The sequence below is a fragment of the Occallatibacter riparius genome, from assembly GCF_025264625.1.
In the GTDB taxonomy this organism is placed as follows: domain Bacteria; phylum Acidobacteriota; class Terriglobia; order Terriglobales; family Acidobacteriaceae; genus Telmatobacter; species Telmatobacter riparius.
Window position 1 is genome coordinate 1924555 of record NZ_CP093313.1, and the last position, 17154, is coordinate 1941708.

At 61.7% G+C, this 17154-nt stretch carries 11 protein-coding genes; 9 read left to right on the top strand and 2 right to left on the bottom strand.

The window, feature by feature from the left end:
- Positions 1-118: 118 nt before the first annotated feature.
- Complete coding sequence (locus tag MOP44_RS07610) at positions 119-1294, bottom strand: tetratricopeptide repeat protein (protein ID WP_260795400.1); 1176 nt, start codon at positions 1292-1294, stop codon at positions 119-121.
- Positions 1295-1808: 514 nt separating this feature from the next.
- Between MOP44_RS07610 and MOP44_RS07615 the strand changes: the two genes are divergently transcribed.
- Positions 1809-3323 carry a sodium:solute symporter gene (locus MOP44_RS07615; RefSeq protein ID WP_260795401.1) on the top strand — a complete coding sequence of 505 codons (1515 nt, stop codon included), beginning with the start codon at positions 1809-1811 and terminating at the stop codon, positions 3321-3323.
- Between the two features lie 66 nt (positions 3324-3389).
- Positions 3390-5738 carry an exo-beta-N-acetylmuramidase NamZ domain-containing protein gene (locus MOP44_RS07620; protein WP_260795402.1) on the top strand — a complete coding sequence of 783 codons (2349 nt, stop codon included), beginning with the start codon at positions 3390-3392 and terminating at the stop codon, positions 5736-5738.
- Between the two features lie 153 nt (positions 5739-5891).
- Here MOP44_RS07620 and MOP44_RS07625 read toward each other — a convergent pair whose 3' ends face one another.
- The gene (locus MOP44_RS07625; RefSeq protein ID WP_260795404.1) at positions 5892-7169 is read right to left on the bottom strand and encodes an amino acid deaminase; all 1278 of its coding nucleotides are present in this window, start codon (positions 7167-7169) and stop codon (positions 5892-5894) included.
- A gap of 275 nt (positions 7170-7444) precedes the next feature.
- Between MOP44_RS07625 and MOP44_RS07630 the strand changes: the two genes are divergently transcribed.
- The 7 genes from MOP44_RS07630 to scpA all read left to right on the top strand — a co-directional run bounded on the left by MOP44_RS07630 (position 7445) and on the right by scpA (position 17145).
- Positions 7445-8899 (top strand): N-acyl-D-amino-acid deacylase family protein, encoded by a 1455-nt coding sequence (locus MOP44_RS07630; RefSeq protein WP_260795405.1) that lies wholly within the window; start codon positions 7445-7447, stop codon positions 8897-8899.
- Positions 8900-8923: 24 nt separating this feature from the next.
- Positions 8924-10273, top strand: coding sequence for a GntP family permease (locus MOP44_RS07635; protein WP_260795407.1), 1350 nt, complete (start codon positions 8924-8926; stop codon positions 10271-10273).
- A gap of 572 nt (positions 10274-10845) precedes the next feature.
- Entirely contained in the window at positions 10846-12420 is a 1575-nt protein-coding gene (locus MOP44_RS07640; RefSeq protein ID WP_260795408.1) for an acyl-CoA carboxylase subunit beta, read from the top strand.
- Positions 12421-12434: 14 nt separating this feature from the next.
- Entirely contained in the window at positions 12435-12881 is a 447-nt protein-coding gene (locus MOP44_RS07645; RefSeq protein WP_260795410.1) for a hypothetical protein, read from the top strand.
- A 59-nt stretch (positions 12882-12940) separates the two neighbouring features.
- Positions 12941-13339 (top strand): acetyl-CoA carboxylase biotin carboxyl carrier protein subunit, encoded by a 399-nt coding sequence (locus MOP44_RS07650; protein WP_260795411.1) that lies wholly within the window; start codon positions 12941-12943, stop codon positions 13337-13339.
- Positions 13340-13368: 29 nt separating this feature from the next.
- Positions 13369-13884 (top strand): VOC family protein, encoded by a 516-nt coding sequence (locus tag MOP44_RS07655; protein ID WP_260795413.1) that lies wholly within the window; start codon positions 13369-13371, stop codon positions 13882-13884.
- A 6-nt stretch (positions 13885-13890) separates the two neighbouring features.
- Positions 13891-17145: a methylmalonyl-CoA mutase gene (scpA, locus tag MOP44_RS07660; protein WP_260795414.1), complete on the top strand. Its 3255-nt coding sequence runs from the start codon at positions 13891-13893 to the stop codon at positions 17143-17145.
- The last annotated feature ends 9 nt before the right edge of the window (positions 17146-17154 follow it).

Sequence of the window (17154 nt, forward strand, 5' to 3'; positions counted from 1 at the left end):
GATTCCATTGGTTCTCGAGTTCTCGGCAGCTCGGACGTAATGCTGGCTTGAAGTTCGTCGGACGCAACCGCAGATCCCTCCCTGCGGTCGGGATGACAGCTCTGTGGGGGAGCGGGCTTTATTTGGCGGGGGCGCTGGGTTGAGAAGGCTTCTGTTGTGCTGCGGGGATTGTTGACATCACTTTGAGGAGGTGCTCGTCGGCGGCTTTGTTGAGGGAGCGGGATTTCTCGAATTCGGCGTTGGCCTCGGCGGTGCGGCCCATGGTGCGATAGAGGCGCGCGAGGCGGTAGTGGGCGTTGACGTCGTTGGGCGCGAGACGGATGGCCTGCTGGAATTCCTTCACTGCTTCAGGATTGCGGTCGCGCGCGGCGTAGACGATGCCGAGATCGCGATGGGCCATAGCGTTATCGGCATGCTGGCTGACGAGCTTTTCGAGGAGCGGCAGGGCGTCGTCAATCTTATCGAGTTGGATGTTGCTGTCGGCGAGATAGAGCATGGCCTGGAGGTGGCCGGGATCGTTGTCGAGCTCGGATTGAAACTGCTGCGCGGCTTCAGCGCACTGGCCCTTGGTCCAGAGAAGATAGCCGAGGCCGAAGTGGACGTTGGGCTCCTTGGGGTTGACGGCGATGGCGGCGCGGAACTCGCGCTGCGCGCCGATGGGGTCTTTCATCTCGTCGAGGGCTTCGCCGACGAGCATGTCGGCTTCGGCGGATTCGGCATTGAGGGCGACGATCTTGTGGAAGGTGTCGAGGACGCACGGGTACTCGTGCGCGTAGAGGCAAGCGTGCGCGAGCGTGAGGAGAAGGGTGAGGTTCTGTGGGTCGCGCTCGGCGGACTTCTGCAGAAAGGGCGTGGCGGCCTGGTATTCGCCGAGACCGTAGTGGGACATGCCGGTGAGCAGGGTGAGACGGTCGTCGCCGGGATTGGCCTTGAGCAGGGGCGCGAAGGTGTCGATGGCCTGGCGGTAGTCGCCGTTCTTGAAGTAGGCGAGGCCGAGGTTGGGGCGAAGGCCCTGCATGGCGGGCGCGAGCTTCATGGCCTTGCGATAGTGCTCGATGGCGCCGGAGTAGTTTTCCTGGCGGGCTTCAAGAAGGCCGAGATGCGCGAAGGCTTCGGCGTCGGTGGGATGGGCTGTGGTCCACGCGCGCCAGGCGGCTTCTGCTTCTGCCGCTTTGCCCTGCTGTTCGAGTTGGATCGCATTCTGACGCTGATCGGATTGCGCGGAGAGGGGCGCGGCGCAGGCGAGAACGGCGGCGAGGTAAAGCGAGGAGATGGGCGGGAGAGTGCGATTCACGAGAGGCTCAGGTTGTATTTTCTCGCGAATGAGGATGCGTCGGCAATTGTGTCTTCTATAAGGGGAGTGCAGGAACGTATCTTGATCAGAAGCGTGAAACGATGAAGTGTTGGGCCATCAGGCAGCTTGTCGAAGGGACATCGATCAGGGATCGCGGTGTCAGAACCATCCCTCGGCGGCTAAAGCCGCTCTGCATATCGAGCATATGGACGGCACGGCTGAAGAGTGCTGCTGGTGAACTACTGCTGAATGCTCGAAATCATCCCTCAGGGGCTAAAGCCCCGTGCTTATCATTGGCTTTTTCGGCACGGCTGAAGCCGTGCCCCTTCAAGACAGCGGCCCTGCGGAGTCTTCAGCAAGCCATAAAGTGGTGCCCCTTCAAAACAGTGATTTCGTCGCAGTCTCATCAGCCAGGTGTGAAGCTGCGTCCCTTCAAAACTCGCCTCAAATTGGGAGTCCGGCTTGATGGCTCCGGAGGATCACGACACTTATATACCGCGGCGAGGGAGAGCGCATGGGCCTGAACAAGGCTGACCTTCTGGTGGTGCTCGGCTACCTGGTTGCGGTGACGCTGTTCGGGCTGCGATTTCGTGCGAAGGAACGTTCGCTGCGCGGATATTTTCTGGCGGACAACAGGATTCCGTGGTGGGCGATTGCGATTTCGATTGTGGCGGCGGAGACCAGCACGCTCACGATCATCAGCCTGCCGGGGCTGGCATACGCGCAGGACTTCAGGATTCTGCAACTGGCGATGGGCTACGTGGTGGGGCGCGTTGCGGTTGCCGTGTTGCTGATTCCGCATTATTTTCGCGGCGAGCTGGTGACGGCTTATGAGCTGATTGCGCGGCGGTTCGGCGAGCGGCTGCGCTGGATGACGGCGGGAGTGTTTCTGCTGACGAGGGCCGCGGCCGAAGGGGTGCGGGTGTTTGCGGTGGCCATGGTGGTGCGGATCGCGCTGGGGCCGGTGCTTGGGGGCACGAGCGATTTCGGGCGCGACGCGGCGGCGATTGGGATTGTGACGGTGCTGACGCTGGTGTACACGTTTGAAGGCGGGATGGCAGCGGTGATTTGGACGGACGTTGTGCAACTGTCGCTGTATGTGGCTGGGGCGGTTGTGACGATTGTGGTGATTGCGCACGCGGTGCCGGGAGGGTGGACGCACATTGCTGCGGTTGCGGGGGACGCGGGGCGGTTCAGGGTTTTCGACTGGTCGGCGAATCTGAAGGTGCCTTATACGATTTGGTCGGGCGTGATTGGCGGAGCGTTTTTGACCACGGCGAGCCATGGGACTGATCAGTTGATTGTGCAGCGCTTGCTGGCGGCGCGGAATGCGAGGCAATCGAAGACGGCGATTGTGGCGAGCGGCTTTGCGGTGCTTGTGCTGTTTGCGCTGTTTCTGACGATTGGCGCGATGCTGTTCGTGTTCTACAGAGATGTTTCGCCGGGGGTGGCGTTCGCGCGAACCGATGCGATTTTTCCGACGTTTATTGCGACGCGTATGCCGCACCTGGTGGCGGGGTTGATGATTGCGGCGATTCTGGCGGCGGCGATGTCGAACCTGAGCGCGGCGCTGAATTCCCTTTCTTCCACAAGCGTTGTGGATTTCTATGCGCGCTTTCTTCCGCAGTCGAGCGAGGAGAGGCGGGTGAGGTTTTCGCGGGCGGCTACGGGGTGCTGGGCGCTGGTTCTGTTCGCGCTGGCTCTGCTGGCGCGGCGTGGCGGGACGGTGATTGAGATGGGGCTTTCGATTGCGTCGGTGACGTATGGGTCGCTGCTGGGGGTGTTCCTGCTGGGGGTTTTGACGCGGAGAGCCACGGAGCGGGGCGCGATGGTGGGGATGCTGTGCGGTGTGGCGTTCAATGTGTATTGCTGGGTGTTCACGAAGATTCCGTTTACGTGGTGGGTGGTGTTCGGTTCGGCGGTTACGTTCGGAATTGGTTATGCGGCCAGCAGGCCGGCTGCGGCCAGCAGGCCGGCTGCGGCCAGCGGGCCGCCTGCAGCGAGTTGGATGGAGAAGGAAGCGCAGTGACGCGGGGGTAAGCGAGGGGTGATGAGACGGGTATCGATACATAGGCTGATTTGCATTGGGCTCGGATTGTTTTTGATTGCTGCGACGCTGCGTGCGCAGGAGGCGGGCTCCGGTGAGAAGGGCTCTGCGCGCTTGGCAGCGGTGCTCGATCCACTGATGGAGAAGGCGGTCGCGGATGGGAATATGCCGGGGGGCGTGCTGCTGGTGGGGCACAACGGGCGCGTGGTGTACCGGAAGGCGTTCGGAATGCGATCGCTGGAGCCGGCGCGCGAGCCGATGACGGTGGATACGATCTTCGACATGGCGTCGCTGACGAAGTGCGTGGCGACGACGATGTCCGTGATGAAGCTGATGGAGGAAGGGCGCGTGCGGCTGAATGATCCTGTGGCTGCGTATCTGCCGGAGTTTGGGCAGAACGGAAAGCAGGACATCACGATTCGTGAGTTGATGACGCACTATTCGGGGCTGGCTCCGGATCTCGATCTCACTGCGCCGTGGTCGGGGCGCGATACGGCGTTTGGGATGGCGATGAACCAGAGGCCGGTGAACCCGCCGGGCACGCGGTTTGTGTACAGCGATATCAATTTCGAGACGCTGGGATTTGTGGTGGAGAAGGTGAGCGGGATGCCGCTGAACGAGTTTGCGGCGAAGAACATCTTTGAGCCGCTGGGCATGAAGCATACGCGGTTTCTTCCGCCGGATGCGTGGCGGCCAATGATTGCGCCGACGCAGTATGACGAGCAGAACCGGATGCTGCGCGGAGTGGTGCACGATCCGACGGCGCGGCGGATGGGCGGGGTTGCGGGGCATGCGGGATTGTTCTCGACGGCGGACGATCTGGCGATCTTTGCGCAGGCTTTGCTGACGGGCGAGAAGGTGCTGAGCCGCGAGGCGGTGGAGAAGATGTCAACGCCGCAGACGGCAGCGAATGCGGCGAGCGTGCGCGGGCTGGGGTGGGATATTGATTCGCCGTTTGCGAGCAATCGCGGGGAGTTGCTGCCGGTGGGGTCGTTCGGGCACACGGGATTTACGGGCACGTCGCTGTGGATCGATCCGGTGACGGACACGTACGTGATTCTGTTGACGAACGCGGTGCATCCGCGCGGAGGGCGGTCGGTGGTATCGCTGCGTACCCGCATTGCGACGGCGGTGGTGGATGGGCTTGAGCTGACCGTGACGGAGCAGGAGAAGATGCGGCTGGCGCGGATCACGGGCTATAACGAGTCGCTGATGGCGGCGCACAGGATCGAGTCGCGCAATGGGCAGGTGAAGAACGGGATCGATGTGCTGGAGGAGCACGGGTTCGGCGAGTTGCATGCCGACGCGGCGCATCCGGTGAAGGTGGGGCTGATTACGAATCACACCGGTGTGGACGGGCGTGGGCTGCGCACGATTGATGTGCTGGCGAAAGCGCCGGGGATCAAGCTGGCGGCGATCTTCAGCCCGGAGCATGGGATCACGGGCACGGCGGATACGACGGATATTGCGAATGGGCGCGATGCCGCGACGGGCGTGCCTGTCTATAGCGTGTATGGTGACACGGATGCGAAGCGCAGGCCGGATGCGACGGTGGTGGCGGGGCTGGATGTGCTGGTGTTCGATATCCAGGACGTGGGCGTGCGGTTCTATACGTACGAGACGACGCTGGGGTATTTCCTGGAGGCTGCGGCAAAGGCGGGCAAGGAGCTGGTGGTGCTCGATCGCCCGAATCCGGTGAACGGGGCGTTTGTGCAGGGGCCGGTGGCCGATGGGGATCGCGAGTCGTTTGTGAGCTACTGGCGCACGCCGGTGCGGCACGGGATGACGATGGGCGAGCTGGCGCGGATGTTCAATGCGGAGCGCGCCATTGGCGCGAAGCTGACGGTGGTGCCGATGGAAGGGTGGATGCGCGGCGACTGGTTCGACTCGACGGGCGAGGTGTGGATCAATCCTTCACCGAATATGCGGAGTTTGAATGAGGCCATGCTCTATCCGGGGATTGGGATGATTGAGGGGACGAATGTTTCGGTGGGACGCGGGACGGATACGCCGTTTGAGGTTGTGGGAGCTCCGTGGATCAAGGCGGCGGAGTTTGCCGCTTATCTGAATGCGCGGGCGATCGCGGGGGTGCGGTTTGTTCCGGTCGAGTTTACGCCGGCGAGTTCGGTGTACAGCGGGCAGAAATGTGGCGGAGTGAATCTGGTGATCACGGATCGCAATGCGCTGGATGCGCCGGAGCTTGGGCTGGAGATTGCGTCGGCGCTCGGAAAGCTTTATCCGAAGCAGTATCAGGTGAAGGAACTTGATCGGCTGATGGTGAGCAAGGTGAGCATGGATGCGCTGGGGTTGGGTGAGGATCCGCGGCGGATTGCGGAAGGATGGCGCGAGGGGATCGAGAGGTTTGAGGCGGTGCGGGGGAAGTATTTGATTTATTAGATCAGTAGTCAGTAGTCAGTAGTCAGTAGTCAGTGGTCAGTGGTCGGGGGAGTTCGCGGGCTTGCAGCTCACGCCTGGCGGGGGAGCAGCAGATTCCCTTCGGGAATAATGGAAAGAAAAGCAAGAACAGCAACAACAAAAAGCAAAAGCGCCTTAGAAGAAGGTCTGGACGAGGTCTACGACGTTGTAGTTCGCGTCGAGTATGGGGAGGGTGCGCCACTTGTCGAAGGTGAGGCAGGGGTGGCAGATGTCGAAGGCGAGCATGTCGCCGATGTGGAGGTCGTCGCCGGGGGCGATCTCGAGGTAGGCGTGCTGGTCCATCAGCTTGGTGATGGTCCAGTGGGCAGGTGTGGCTGAGGGCGCGTTTGCGGCTGCGTTTGCGCTGGGGCGGTATTGGAGGGCGGGAACGGGGAGGCCGGAGTCGAAGGCGGCGTCGCGGCGGCCCATGCCGATGATGGCGCGGGTTGGCTCGGGAATGGATTGCACGTAGGCCCAGATGTGGAGCGCGGTTTCAAGGGTCGTGTTCATCTGGTGCGCGACAGGGTTGTTCTGCCGCATGCGCTGGTGGGCGCGGCGGTAAGAGCCGACGTCGTGGGTGAGATAGCAGCCGGGACGGAGGACGATTTCAACGGGCGCGCTGAAGCGGGCTGCGGTGAACTCCTCGGCGACGATGTCGAACCAAGCTGAGCCGGCGCCCGTGAGGATGGGTTTCTGTGCGAAACGCTTTTCGGCGATCAGTTGGTTGGTGACGGAGCAGGCGCGCTGAAGGAATTGGCGGATGGCGGGTTCGTTGTCAAGGACGCCCTCGTAGACTTCGATGCCACAGAGGCGGACGGCATCGGGCCAGCGATCAAGGGCGGTGAGGACGGACAGGAGTTGCTGCTCGTCGCGTACGCCGGCGCGGCCGTTGGGGACGCCGAGTTCGATGAGGACATTCAGTTGCTGCGACTGGGAGCGGAAGTATTCGCCTAGCTGATTGACCTGGTCTGCGGAATCGACGAGGCAGTAGAACTCGAATGCGGGGTCGCGCAGGAGGTTCGCGATGATGGCCATGTTGGGGCGGCCGATGAGCTGGTTGGCCATGAGGACGCGGCGCACGCCGTGCGCATGGGCGACGAGGGTTTGATGGGCGGTGGCCAGGGTGATGCCCCACGCGCCGCCGTCGAGCTGGAGCTGAAAGAGCTGCGGGGCCATTGTTGTTTTGCCGTGGGGGGCGAGCTTTACGCCATAGGCGTCGATGAAGTGGCGCATCCACTGCTGGTTGTGGAGCAGCTTGTCGCGGTAGAGGACCGCGGAAGGGAGGCTGAGATCTTCGCGGAGGAGGTTCCAGTTGAGGGAGGGGATGTCGGTGGCGCGTAGTGCGTGGTCCATGGGGCCGAGGCCCTTGTTGAGCGGGCTGATGGTGTCGAAGCGGGGGTCCTGGGGTGGCATGGTTTCTCCGTGGGATCATCTCGCGGGGGCTAAAGCCCAGGTGCTTATTGTGGCGGCTGGCGGGCTGATTAAAATCAGCCCCTGATACGAAGCCCGCTCAGTGAGAGTTTCAGCAAGCTGTAAAGCCGGCAAGCTTGATGAGCTTTTCTCGGCACGAATGAAGTCGTGCCTCGATACAAAGCCCGTCGATCAGAGTTTTCTGCACCAACTGAAGCTGTGGCCCTTCAAAGCAAGGTCCGAAACAGCTTTCAGTCTATATTCTGGAACGGATTGCTATGGCGAATTGCGGCATTGTGATTCGGAACGCGATGGTGGTGGATGGCACGGGAGCGGAGCCGCGCGTTGCGGATGTTGCGGTAGAAGGCGAGCGGATTGTCGGCGTCAGAGTGAGGCTTGAGTCCGATGCGCAGACGGAGATCGATGCTAAGGGGCTTACGCTGACGCCGGGGTTTATCGACACGCATACGCACGACGACACGAGCGTGATTGAGACGCCCGAGATGACGGCGAAGATTTCGCAGGGTGTGACGACGGTGATCGCGGGCAATTGCGGCATCAGCGCGGCGCCGGTGCGGCTGCGGGGCGAGCCGCCCGACCCGATGAATCTGCTGGGGCAGGCGGGGTTCTTCCGCTATCCGCGGTTCGCGGATTATGTATCGGCTGTTGGGGCGGCTGGTCCGGCGGTGAATGTGGCGGCGTTCGCGGGACACACGGCGTTGCGCAGCAACCATATGGATGGGCTGGACCGCGCGGCGACGGCAGAGGAAGTGGACGCGATGCGCGCGGACCTGGCCGAAGCGCTGGATGCGGGGGCGCTGGGGCTCAGTTCGGGGCTGGCTTATGCGAATGCTAATGCCGCTCCGACGACGGAGGTGGAGGCGCTGGCGGAGCTGCTGCGCGATCGCGATGCGATTTATGCGACGCACATGCGGACTGAGACGGAAGGCATTCTGGATGCGATCAAGGAAGCTTGCGCGATTGGGCGCGCGGGTGGATCGCGGGTGGTGATTTCGCACCTGAAGTGCGCGGGAATTGCGAACTGGGGCCGCAGCGGTGAGGTTCTGGAGGCGTTCGAGGCTGCGCGTCGGGATCAGGCGGTTGGGTGCGATTGCTATCCCTATGCGGCGGGTTCGAGCACGCTCGATCTGGGGCAGGTGGATGCGCGGGTGGAGATCACGATTACGTGGAGCCGGCCGCATCCTGAGGTTGCGGGGCGATCGATTGCGCAGATTGCGGAGGACTGGGGGATGCCGCAGATTGAGGCGGCGCGGAAGGTGCAGCCTGCGGGGGCGATTTATCACAGCATCTCGGAGAAGGACATGAGGCGGGTGCTGGCGCATCCCGCCACGATGATTGGGTCGGACGGGCTGCCGCACGATCCGCGGCCGCATCCGCGCCTGTGGGGGACGTTTCCGCGGGTGCTGGGGCGGTACAGCCGCGAGGAGAAGCTGTTTTCGCTGACCGAGGCGGTTCACAAGATGACGGGATTGCCGGCGGGAACGTTCGGGCTCAAGGATCGTGGGGTGATCCGGGAGGGTGCGTTCGCCGATCTCGTTCTGTTCGACGCGGAGCGGATTATTGATACGGCGACTTATGCCGATCCGGTGCAGAGGGCGGAGGGGATCTCGGGTGTCTGGGTGAACGGGGTGCTCACGTACACTGCGGATGGACCCACAGGACAACGCGCGGGTCGCTTCCTGCCGCGCATGGGCACGCACAGCAGCAAATAATTTGAGCCTGCACAGCGGAGATAGATGATCGATCCCCACAGCACATTTCTGCTTTTGTCGACGCTGGTCGCGGTCATCGCGCTGATTCTGCTGGTGGCTGTGTTCAAGCTGAATCCGTTTCTGAGCCTGCTTGTTGCGTCGCTGGGGCTGGGCATCGCGGCCGGCATGCCGATGGTGAACATCATTCATTCGTTTGAGACGGGCGTGGGCGGGACGCTGGGTCATATCGCGATTGTGGTGGCGCTGGGGACGATGCTAGGCAAGATGATGGCGGAGTCGGGCGCCTCGGACACGATTGCGCACACGCTGGTGCGGTGGTTCGGTGAGAGGCGGGTTCCGCTGGCGATGATGGTGAGCGGGCTGGTGGTGGGATTGCCGGCGTTCTTCGAAGTGGGCTTTGTGCTGCTGGTGCCGATTGCGTTCACGGTGGCGCGGCGTACGAGGACGAACATCATCCTGGTGTGCCTGCCGATGGCAGCGGGGTTATCGGTAGTGCACGGGCTGGTGCCGCCGCATCCTGCGGCGCTGATGGCGGCGATGATCTACAAGGCCGATGTGGGGCGGACGATTCTGTATGGGCTGCTGATCGGGATTCCGACGGCATACCTGGCAGGGCCGTTGTTCGCGAAGTTCATTGCTCCTTCGATCAAGCTGGCTGATGAGAATCCGCTGGCGGAGGAATTTGTCGATCACGGCAAGGAGCGCAGCCTGCCGAGCTTTGGGCTGTCGCTGATAACGATTCTGCTGCCGGTGTTCCTGATGCTGCTGGGGAGCTGGGCCGATACATTTGCGCCGGCGGGCAGCACAGCGAACAGCATCATCAAGCTGGCGGGCAATGATGACATGGCCCTGCTGGTGGGTGTGCTGGTGAGCTTTCTGACGCTGGGCAAGATGCGGGGATTCGACCGCGACACGATCCTGCGGTTTACCAATGAGTGCCTTGCGCCGACGGCGACGATTACGCTGCTGGTGGGCGCGGGCGGAGGCTTTGGACGCGTGCTGCAGGACAGCGGCGTGGCGCATGCGATCATCAGCATCGCGCTGCAGAGTCATGTGTCGCTGCTGCTGCTGGCGTGGCTGACCGCGGCGCTGGTGCGGCTGGCAACGGGATCGGCGACCGTGGCGATGACTACGGCTGCCGGGATTGTGGCGCCCATTGCGGCGCAATATACGGGGGTTCATCCGGAGCTGCTGGCGATTGCAACGGGGGCGGGTTCGCTGATTTTTTCGCACGTGAACGATGGCGGCTTCTGGCTGGTGAAGGAGTACTTCGGGCTGAGCGTGCCGCAGACGCTGAAGACGTGGTCGATTTGCGAGACGATTATTGCTGTGGCAGGGCTGGGATTTGCGTTTGCGCTTTCGTTTGCGCTGTAGAGCGTTTTCGGCAGGGCTGTATCCGCCGGGGGCTGAAGCCGTGCCCTTCGAGGGCTGTGCGGTTCAGCGCCGCTTCGGTGATCGGGAAGCATCCCTCGGGGCAAAAGCCCCGGTCCAACCAGTGGAGCGGCATGCGGGCTGCCTGGAGGCAGCCCCTGATACAAGGCTCGTTTCGAATGGCCTTTTCAGCAGGCTGTTGAAGCCCCAAAACTCCTGGTGGAGCTTCTTCGGCATCACCGAAGTCATGCCCTGATACGAAGCCCGATCGCTAAGAGATTCCAAGCGACCTGGGAATCAGGCGTTAGGCATTATAAGAACAGATTAGAGTCACTCCCTGATACGAAGAGTTGCTATCTGATGAAGGCAAAGAGAGCAGGCCTGAAAGTGCTCGAAATCACTACATTTTGGGCATCTTGGCGCGGTTAAGCCGATGTGAAGTGCGTCACATCGCGCGGCATTCTTCCGGGCTTAGAATCTCCAAGGTTGCGAACGCGTAGATAGGCTTGCCTGCAACGCGCGCCATTGGATGGCGCGACCTCAAGGCGCTGGCGCGTTCTGCCGCTGGAGAACGAATGTTCAAACAGCAGGAACGCGGGAAGCCCAAGACCATGCAGGACAAGGTTGCCGACCTGCGTGCGAGGCGGGAACTGCTCGAACTGGGCGGTGGCAAGGACCGCATTGAGAAGCAGCACGAGGCGGAGAAGCTTTCGGCGCGCGAGCGTATCCAGACGCTGGTGGATAAGGCGAGCTTTCAGGAGATCGGCGTCTTTGCGCGACATCGCGCGAGCTATTTCGGCATGTCAGGCAAGGACCTGCCCGCGGACGGCGTGGTTACCGGATGCGCCACGGTGGATGGCCGTCTGGTTCATTTAGCAAGCCAGGATTTCACGGTGGTGGGCGGCGCAGCGGGCGAGGTTCATTGCGGCAAGATTGCCGAGATGATGGTGATGTCGCTGAAGACAGGCAGCCCGTTTGTGTTCATCAACGACTCGGGTGGCGCGCGCGTGCAGGAGGGCATCGACTCGCTCGATGGTTATGCGCGGGTCTTCTATAGGAACGTGATGCTGTCGGGAACGGTGCCGCAGATCGCAGTGATCTGCGGTCCGTGCGCGGGCGGCGCGGCGTATAGCCCCGCGCTTACGGATTTCGTGATTCAGACATTGCCGGCGCGCATGTTCATCACGGGTCCGCAGGTGATCAAACAAGTGACGGGCGAAGAGGTGAGCGCGGAGGAGTTGGGTGGGCCGGTCTCGCAGATGAACAACGCCGGCGTGGTGCATCTGATTGCGAAGGACGATGCGGAGGCATTGCAGTTGTGCCGGAGACTGCTGAGCTTTCTGCCTTCGAATAATTTGGAGGATCCGCCGCGGGCTCCATTCAATTCGAAGCTTAAGTCTGACTCGGACCTGAACGAGATTGTTCCTGTCGATCCGAAGATTGCTTACGACGTGCGCGCGGTGGTTGTGCGGATTCTGGATAACCAGGATTTTCTGGAGATCCAGCCTGGGTTTGCTCCCAACCTGGTGATTGGTTTTGGGCGCGTGCAGGGGCGGCCGGTGGGAGTGGTTGCGAACCAGCCGAACGTGCTTGCCGGCGTGCTCGATATCAACGCGTCAGACAAGGCTGCGCGGTTTGTGCGGTTCTGCAACGCGTTCAACATTCCGCTGCTGACGTTTGTGGACGTGCCGGGCTTTTTGCCGGGAGTGGAGCAGGAGCGCGGCGGCATTATTCGGCACGGGGCCAAGTTGCTGTTTGCGTATTCGGCCGCGACGGTTCCGAAGATCACGGTGGTGCTGCGCAAAGCGTATGGCGGCGCTTACATTGCGATGTGCTCGAAGGGGCTGGGCGCGGATCGCGTGCTGGCATGGCCGACCTCGGAGATTGCGGTGATGGGGGCCGAGGGGGCAGCGGAGATCGTGTTCCGGCGCGAGATTGATGCGGCGCAGAATCAGGCGGAGAAACGCAAAGAGCTGGTCGAGGAGTATCGCGATACGTTCGCCAATCCGTTTGTGGCTGCAGGGCGACGGCTGGTGGACGACGTGATCGAGCCGGCTGAAACACGGAGGCAGGTAGCGCTTGCGCTGGAGTCGCTGCATGCAAAGCGCGAACTGCGGCCGCCGAAGAAGCACGGGCTTATTCCGCTCTAAGAAGGAAGTGTGACGTGACAAGCGAGTGGGCAGTGGCGGCAATCATCGTAAGCGCAGCGGCGCTGATCGCCGGTGCGCTGTGCATTGCGATGATGCGGCGATTGGAGCGCAGAGCGGATGAACGTCAGCGAGTGCTTGAAGAGCAGGTTGCCGCGATGGATGACGCGCTGGAATTGGTTGAGGCGCGGCTGACGGAGATCCATTCAGCGTGGGCTGCTGCTTCGCAACCGATTCAAACGGAATCGGAAGCTGCGGCTGCGGGCGACGTAGTGATTGGACAGGGCGAGGAACCGGCGATCGAGCCGGAGATACAGGCTGCCATTGTTGCGGCGGCGATTGCGGCTGCGGGACCCAATGCGCGCGTGCGCTCGGCAACGCTGGTGAAGGGGCGCGACAAGGCGAGCCCATGGTCGCAGCAGGGCCGGGTGCTGGTGCAGTCGTCGCACAATCTGCGCAAGTGAAGCTGCACGGCAGGATGCTGCGTTACTGGAACGCACGGCAGGCGGAAAGGAAAAAACAGTTGAAGCTTCGGATCACGATTGCCGGGAATGTCTACGAGGCCGAAGTCGAGGTGCTGGACGAAGAGGAAGTTGCTGCGCCGTACGTCGCGCCGCCAGCGCCGGTGTATGTGCCAGCGGTCAGCGTTCCGCCGACTTCCGGCAATGCGTTTGACAACGACCTGTCCAATGGAATTCGCCGCAGTCCAGTTACAGGGCTCGTGATTCGCGTGCCGGTAGCGCCGGGGCAGAGTGTTGAGGCGGGCGAGCTTTTGCTGGTTCTGGAAGCGATGAAGATGGAGACCCAGGTGACTGCTCCGAGAGCGGGGACGGTGCAGAAGGTTCATGTGGAGCCGGGCAATTCAGTGAAGGTGGGCCAGGTGCTTGTGGAGCTTGAAGCCAGAGACGGAGAGAAGGGATAGGCCTGCTGTAGCGCCGGAGAGGATTCGATATGGACTTAGTGATGATGACGGCGGTGATGGCGGGGGCCTTTGCGGACGCGGACGCCGAGGGGGTGAAGACGCCCGGCATCAAGTTTGTGGATCACGTGGCGATTGCGGTTCCGTGCGGCGAACTCGAAGCGCAGGTGGAAGCCTACAAGCTGTTGGGTTTTCGCGAGATTCACCGGGAAGAAGTGCTGGGGCGCGACCAGGTTCGCGAGGTTTTGCTGCAGATTGGCGAGGGGCCGAATTTGATTCAACTGCTGGAGCCGCTCTCGCCGGAATCGCCGGTAAATAAGACGATCGAGCGCAATGGTGGCAGGCCCGGGACGGCGCATGTTGCATTCCGCGTAGACAACGCGCAGCGTGCTTTTGATGCGATGCAAGCAGCGGGTTTTCAGATCATCGACAAGACGCCGCGGGCGGGATCGCGCGGGACCACGGTCTTCTTTGTTCATCCAAAATCGCGGGCTGATCATCCGTTCGGAATTCTTTTCGAGATGGTCGAAGATCCGCAGCAGAAGTGAGAGCCCATGTCACCAGATTCCTTCCTTTCCGAGTTCCCTGCCGTTACGACCGTTGAGTGGGAGACTGCGATTCGCCAGGCCCTCAACGGCGATGATCATGCAAAGCTGTTTTGGAACGCTGAGGAGGGATTCGAGCTCAAGCCGTTCTATCGAGCGGAGGATATTGCGGGCATGCCATTCGTGCAAACGGCGCCCGGCCAGTGCCCTTATGTGCGGGGTGCTTGCGCGGAGGCGGGTTGGCGCATTCGCGAAGAGATTGAGGCGGCAGATGCTGAAGAGGCCAATCGGCAGGCGCGCGGGGCCGTGGCATGTGGCACGGAGGAGATCGCATTTCGCGGCGTGAAGATTGCCGGTGCTTCTGACTTGGCGATTCTTTTTGCGCAGATCGAACAGATTCCGATCCACTTTGATTTGGTGGACGCTGCTAGCATGCGACTGCTTTGCGAGCGGTTGAGCAAGCGACCGCATGGAGCTGCGGTATCGACGAGTTTTGATCCGCTGGCGGATCTTGAGTTCTCGGCAGAAATGATGGGGGCTGCGTCGGAGTGCTTTGCCCCGTTCACGATTGAGGCTGGCGGGGCCGGTCAGAATTTCGTTGACCAGATCGTATCGAGTCTGCGAAGGGGTGCTGAATTCCTGGAGCACATGCAGCAGCGGGGCGTGAATGTTAGACGCGCTGCGCATTCGCTGACGTTCTCGTTGGGTATTGGCTCGCAGTTCCTTGTCGAGATTGCCAAGCTGCGCGGGTTCCGCATGCTGTGGGCGCGGGTGCTGGAGGGATTCGGAGTTGCGCGCGACGGTGCTGCAGCCCGTATTCACGCCCGCACTGAGCTGAGTGGAGCCAGCGAAGATGCTGCGCACATGAATATCCTGCGCGGGACGACGGAAGCGATGTCAGCCATTTTGGGCGGAGCGAATTCCCTTTCTGTCGTGCCATTCAATACGGACGAGGCTGAGGAGGCGCTGGCACGGCGGCTGGCGCGAAATACGCAACTCATTTTGAAGCACGAAGGGTTGTTCGATCGCGTGGCGGATCCTGCGGGCGGTTCTTACGCGGTGGAAGCGATCACGGATCGCCTCGCGGCGCTTGCATGGAAGAGATATCAGGAGCTTGCGCCTAAAGACAGCGAGCGGATCGTCGATGCGGCAGAGTCGTCGAATGATGGCGTCGGCGTTGCGGAGCCAAGGGAGTATCTCTCGCTGGAGCATATTCCGATCAAGTCGTTCTACATGCCGGATGATCTCGCAGGCGTGGAGCATCTTGAATACGCTGCCGGCCTGCCACCATTTCTGCGCGGTCCGTACAGCACGATGTACACGCTGCAGCCGTGGACGATTCGTCAGTATGCGGGCTTCTCGACGGCGGAGGAGTCGAATGCATTTTACCGACGCAATCTGGCAGCGGGACAGAAGGGGCTTTCGGTTGCGTTCGATCTCCCCACGCACCGGGGCTATGACTCCGACCATCAGCGAGTGGCTGGGGACGTGGGCAAGGCAGGCGTGGCGATCGATTCCGTGCTCGATATGCAGACGCTGTTCGAAGGCATTCCGCTGGATCGCATGTCGGTATCGATGACGATGAATGGCGCGGTTCTGCCGATCATGGCGTTTTATATCGTTGCCGCGGAAGAGCAGGGTGTGGCGCTGAACAAGCTGAGCGGCACGATCCAGAACGACATACTCAAAGAGTTTATGGTGCGCAACACGTACATCTATCCGCCGGAGCCGTCGCTTCGGATCATCGGCGATATCTTCCGCTATTGCGCAGCGAAGATGCCGAAGTTCAACTGCATCAGCGTGAGCGGATACCACATGGAGGAGGCCGGGGCCACTGCGGATATCGAGCTGGCTTATACGCTGGCGGATGGAGTGGAGTATCTGCGGACGGGCGTCAAGGCTGGCTTGAATGCGGATGAGTTTGCGCCTCGCATCTCCTTCTTCTGGGGAGTGGGCATGAACCACTTCATGGAGATTGCGAAGATGCGCGCGGCACGCGTGCTGTGGGCCAAGCTGGTGAAGAGCTTCGGCGCGAAGAATCCCAAGTCGCTTGCGTTGCGCGCGCACTCGCAGACTTCGGGCTGGAGCCTTGCTGCGCAGGATCCTTATAACAACGTGGTGCGCACGTGCGTGGAAGCGCTGGCGGCGGCGATGGGACATACACAGTCGCTGCATACCAATGCGCTGGACGAAGCTTTGGCGCTGCCGACAGATTTCTCCGCACGGATTGCTCGCGATACGCAGAAATATCTGCAACAGGAGACGGGAATTACTCGCGTCATCGATCCGTGGGGTGGATCGTATTATGTCGAACGGCTTACGCATGAGCTGATGCATTCGGCGTGGGAGCTGATTGAAGAAGTAGAGGGCCTGGGAGGAATGACGAAGGCGATCGAGACGGGCATTCCCAAGATGCGCATTGAAGAGGCTGCCGCGCGGCGGCAGGCGTGCATCGATTCCGGGAAGGATGTGCTGGTGGGCGTGAATGCCTATCGTACGCCGGAAGAGACACCGATTCCTGTTCTCGATATTGACGATGTGGCTGTGAGAGCAGCGCAGGTGCGGCGGCTGGAGCAACTGCGGCGGGACCGCGATGGCGAGGCGGTGCAGCAGGTGCTTGCACGGATCGAAGCGTGCGCGAGAGGCGGTGAGGGCAATCTGCTTGAGTGTGCAGTGGAGGCGGCTCGCAGTCGCGCTACGCTAGGCGAAATTTCATTCGCACTTGAAAAGGTGTGGGGCCGCTACCAGGCGGTGCCGCGCGCGGTGACGGGTGTTTATTCCGCGGAAGGAGCCGGCGAGGAGTTCCGGCGCGCGCAGCAGATGGTTGTTGAATTCGAGGAAGCGGAGGGACGCAGGCCGCGCATCCTGGTGGCGAAGATGGGACAGGACGGGCACGATCGCGGGGCGAAGGTGATTGCGAGCGCGTTCGCGGACCTGGGATTCGATGTCGATATTGGGCCGCTGTTTCAGACGCCGGCGGAGGTGGCGCGCTTCGCTGCTGAAAGCGATGTGCATGTAGTGGGGGTGTCGACGCTGGCCGCGGGCCACAAGACGCTGGTTCCTCAACTTATCGATGAACTGCGCAGGATTGAGCGCGAAGACATCCTGGTGGTGGCAGGCGGAGTGATTCCGCCGCAGGATTACGAGTTTCTCTACGCGGCCGGTGTTGCGGGAATTTATGGGCCGGGCACGCCGATCCCGAAGGCGGCGCAACAGATATTGCATTCGCTGGCGGCAAGCCCGGCGGGGGGCGTTGTTCGTTGACCGCTCGTT

Bases quoted from the DNA above. Each gene is read 5' to 3' on its own strand.
- MOP44_RS07655 (WP_260795413.1), top strand. From the start codon at position 13,369: ATGGACTTAGTGATGATGACGGCGGTGATGGCGGGGGCCTTTGCGGAC.
- scpA (WP_260795414.1), top strand. From the start codon at position 13,891: ATGTCACCAGATTCCTTCCTTTCCGAGTTCCCTGCCGTTACGACCGTT.
- MOP44_RS07640 (WP_260795408.1), top strand. From the start codon at position 10,846: ATGTTCAAACAGCAGGAACGCGGGAAGCCCAAGACCATGCAGGACAAG.
- MOP44_RS07630 (WP_260795405.1), top strand. From the start codon at position 7,445: ATGGCGAATTGCGGCATTGTGATTCGGAACGCGATGGTGGTGGATGGC.
- MOP44_RS07625 (WP_260795404.1), bottom strand. From the start codon at position 7,169: ATGCCACCCCAGGACCCCCGCTTCGACACCATCAGCCCGCTCAACAAG.
- MOP44_RS07615 (WP_260795401.1), top strand. From the start codon at position 1,809: ATGGGCCTGAACAAGGCTGACCTTCTGGTGGTGCTCGGCTACCTGGTT.
- MOP44_RS07635 (WP_260795407.1), top strand. From the start codon at position 8,924: ATGATCGATCCCCACAGCACATTTCTGCTTTTGTCGACGCTGGTCGCG.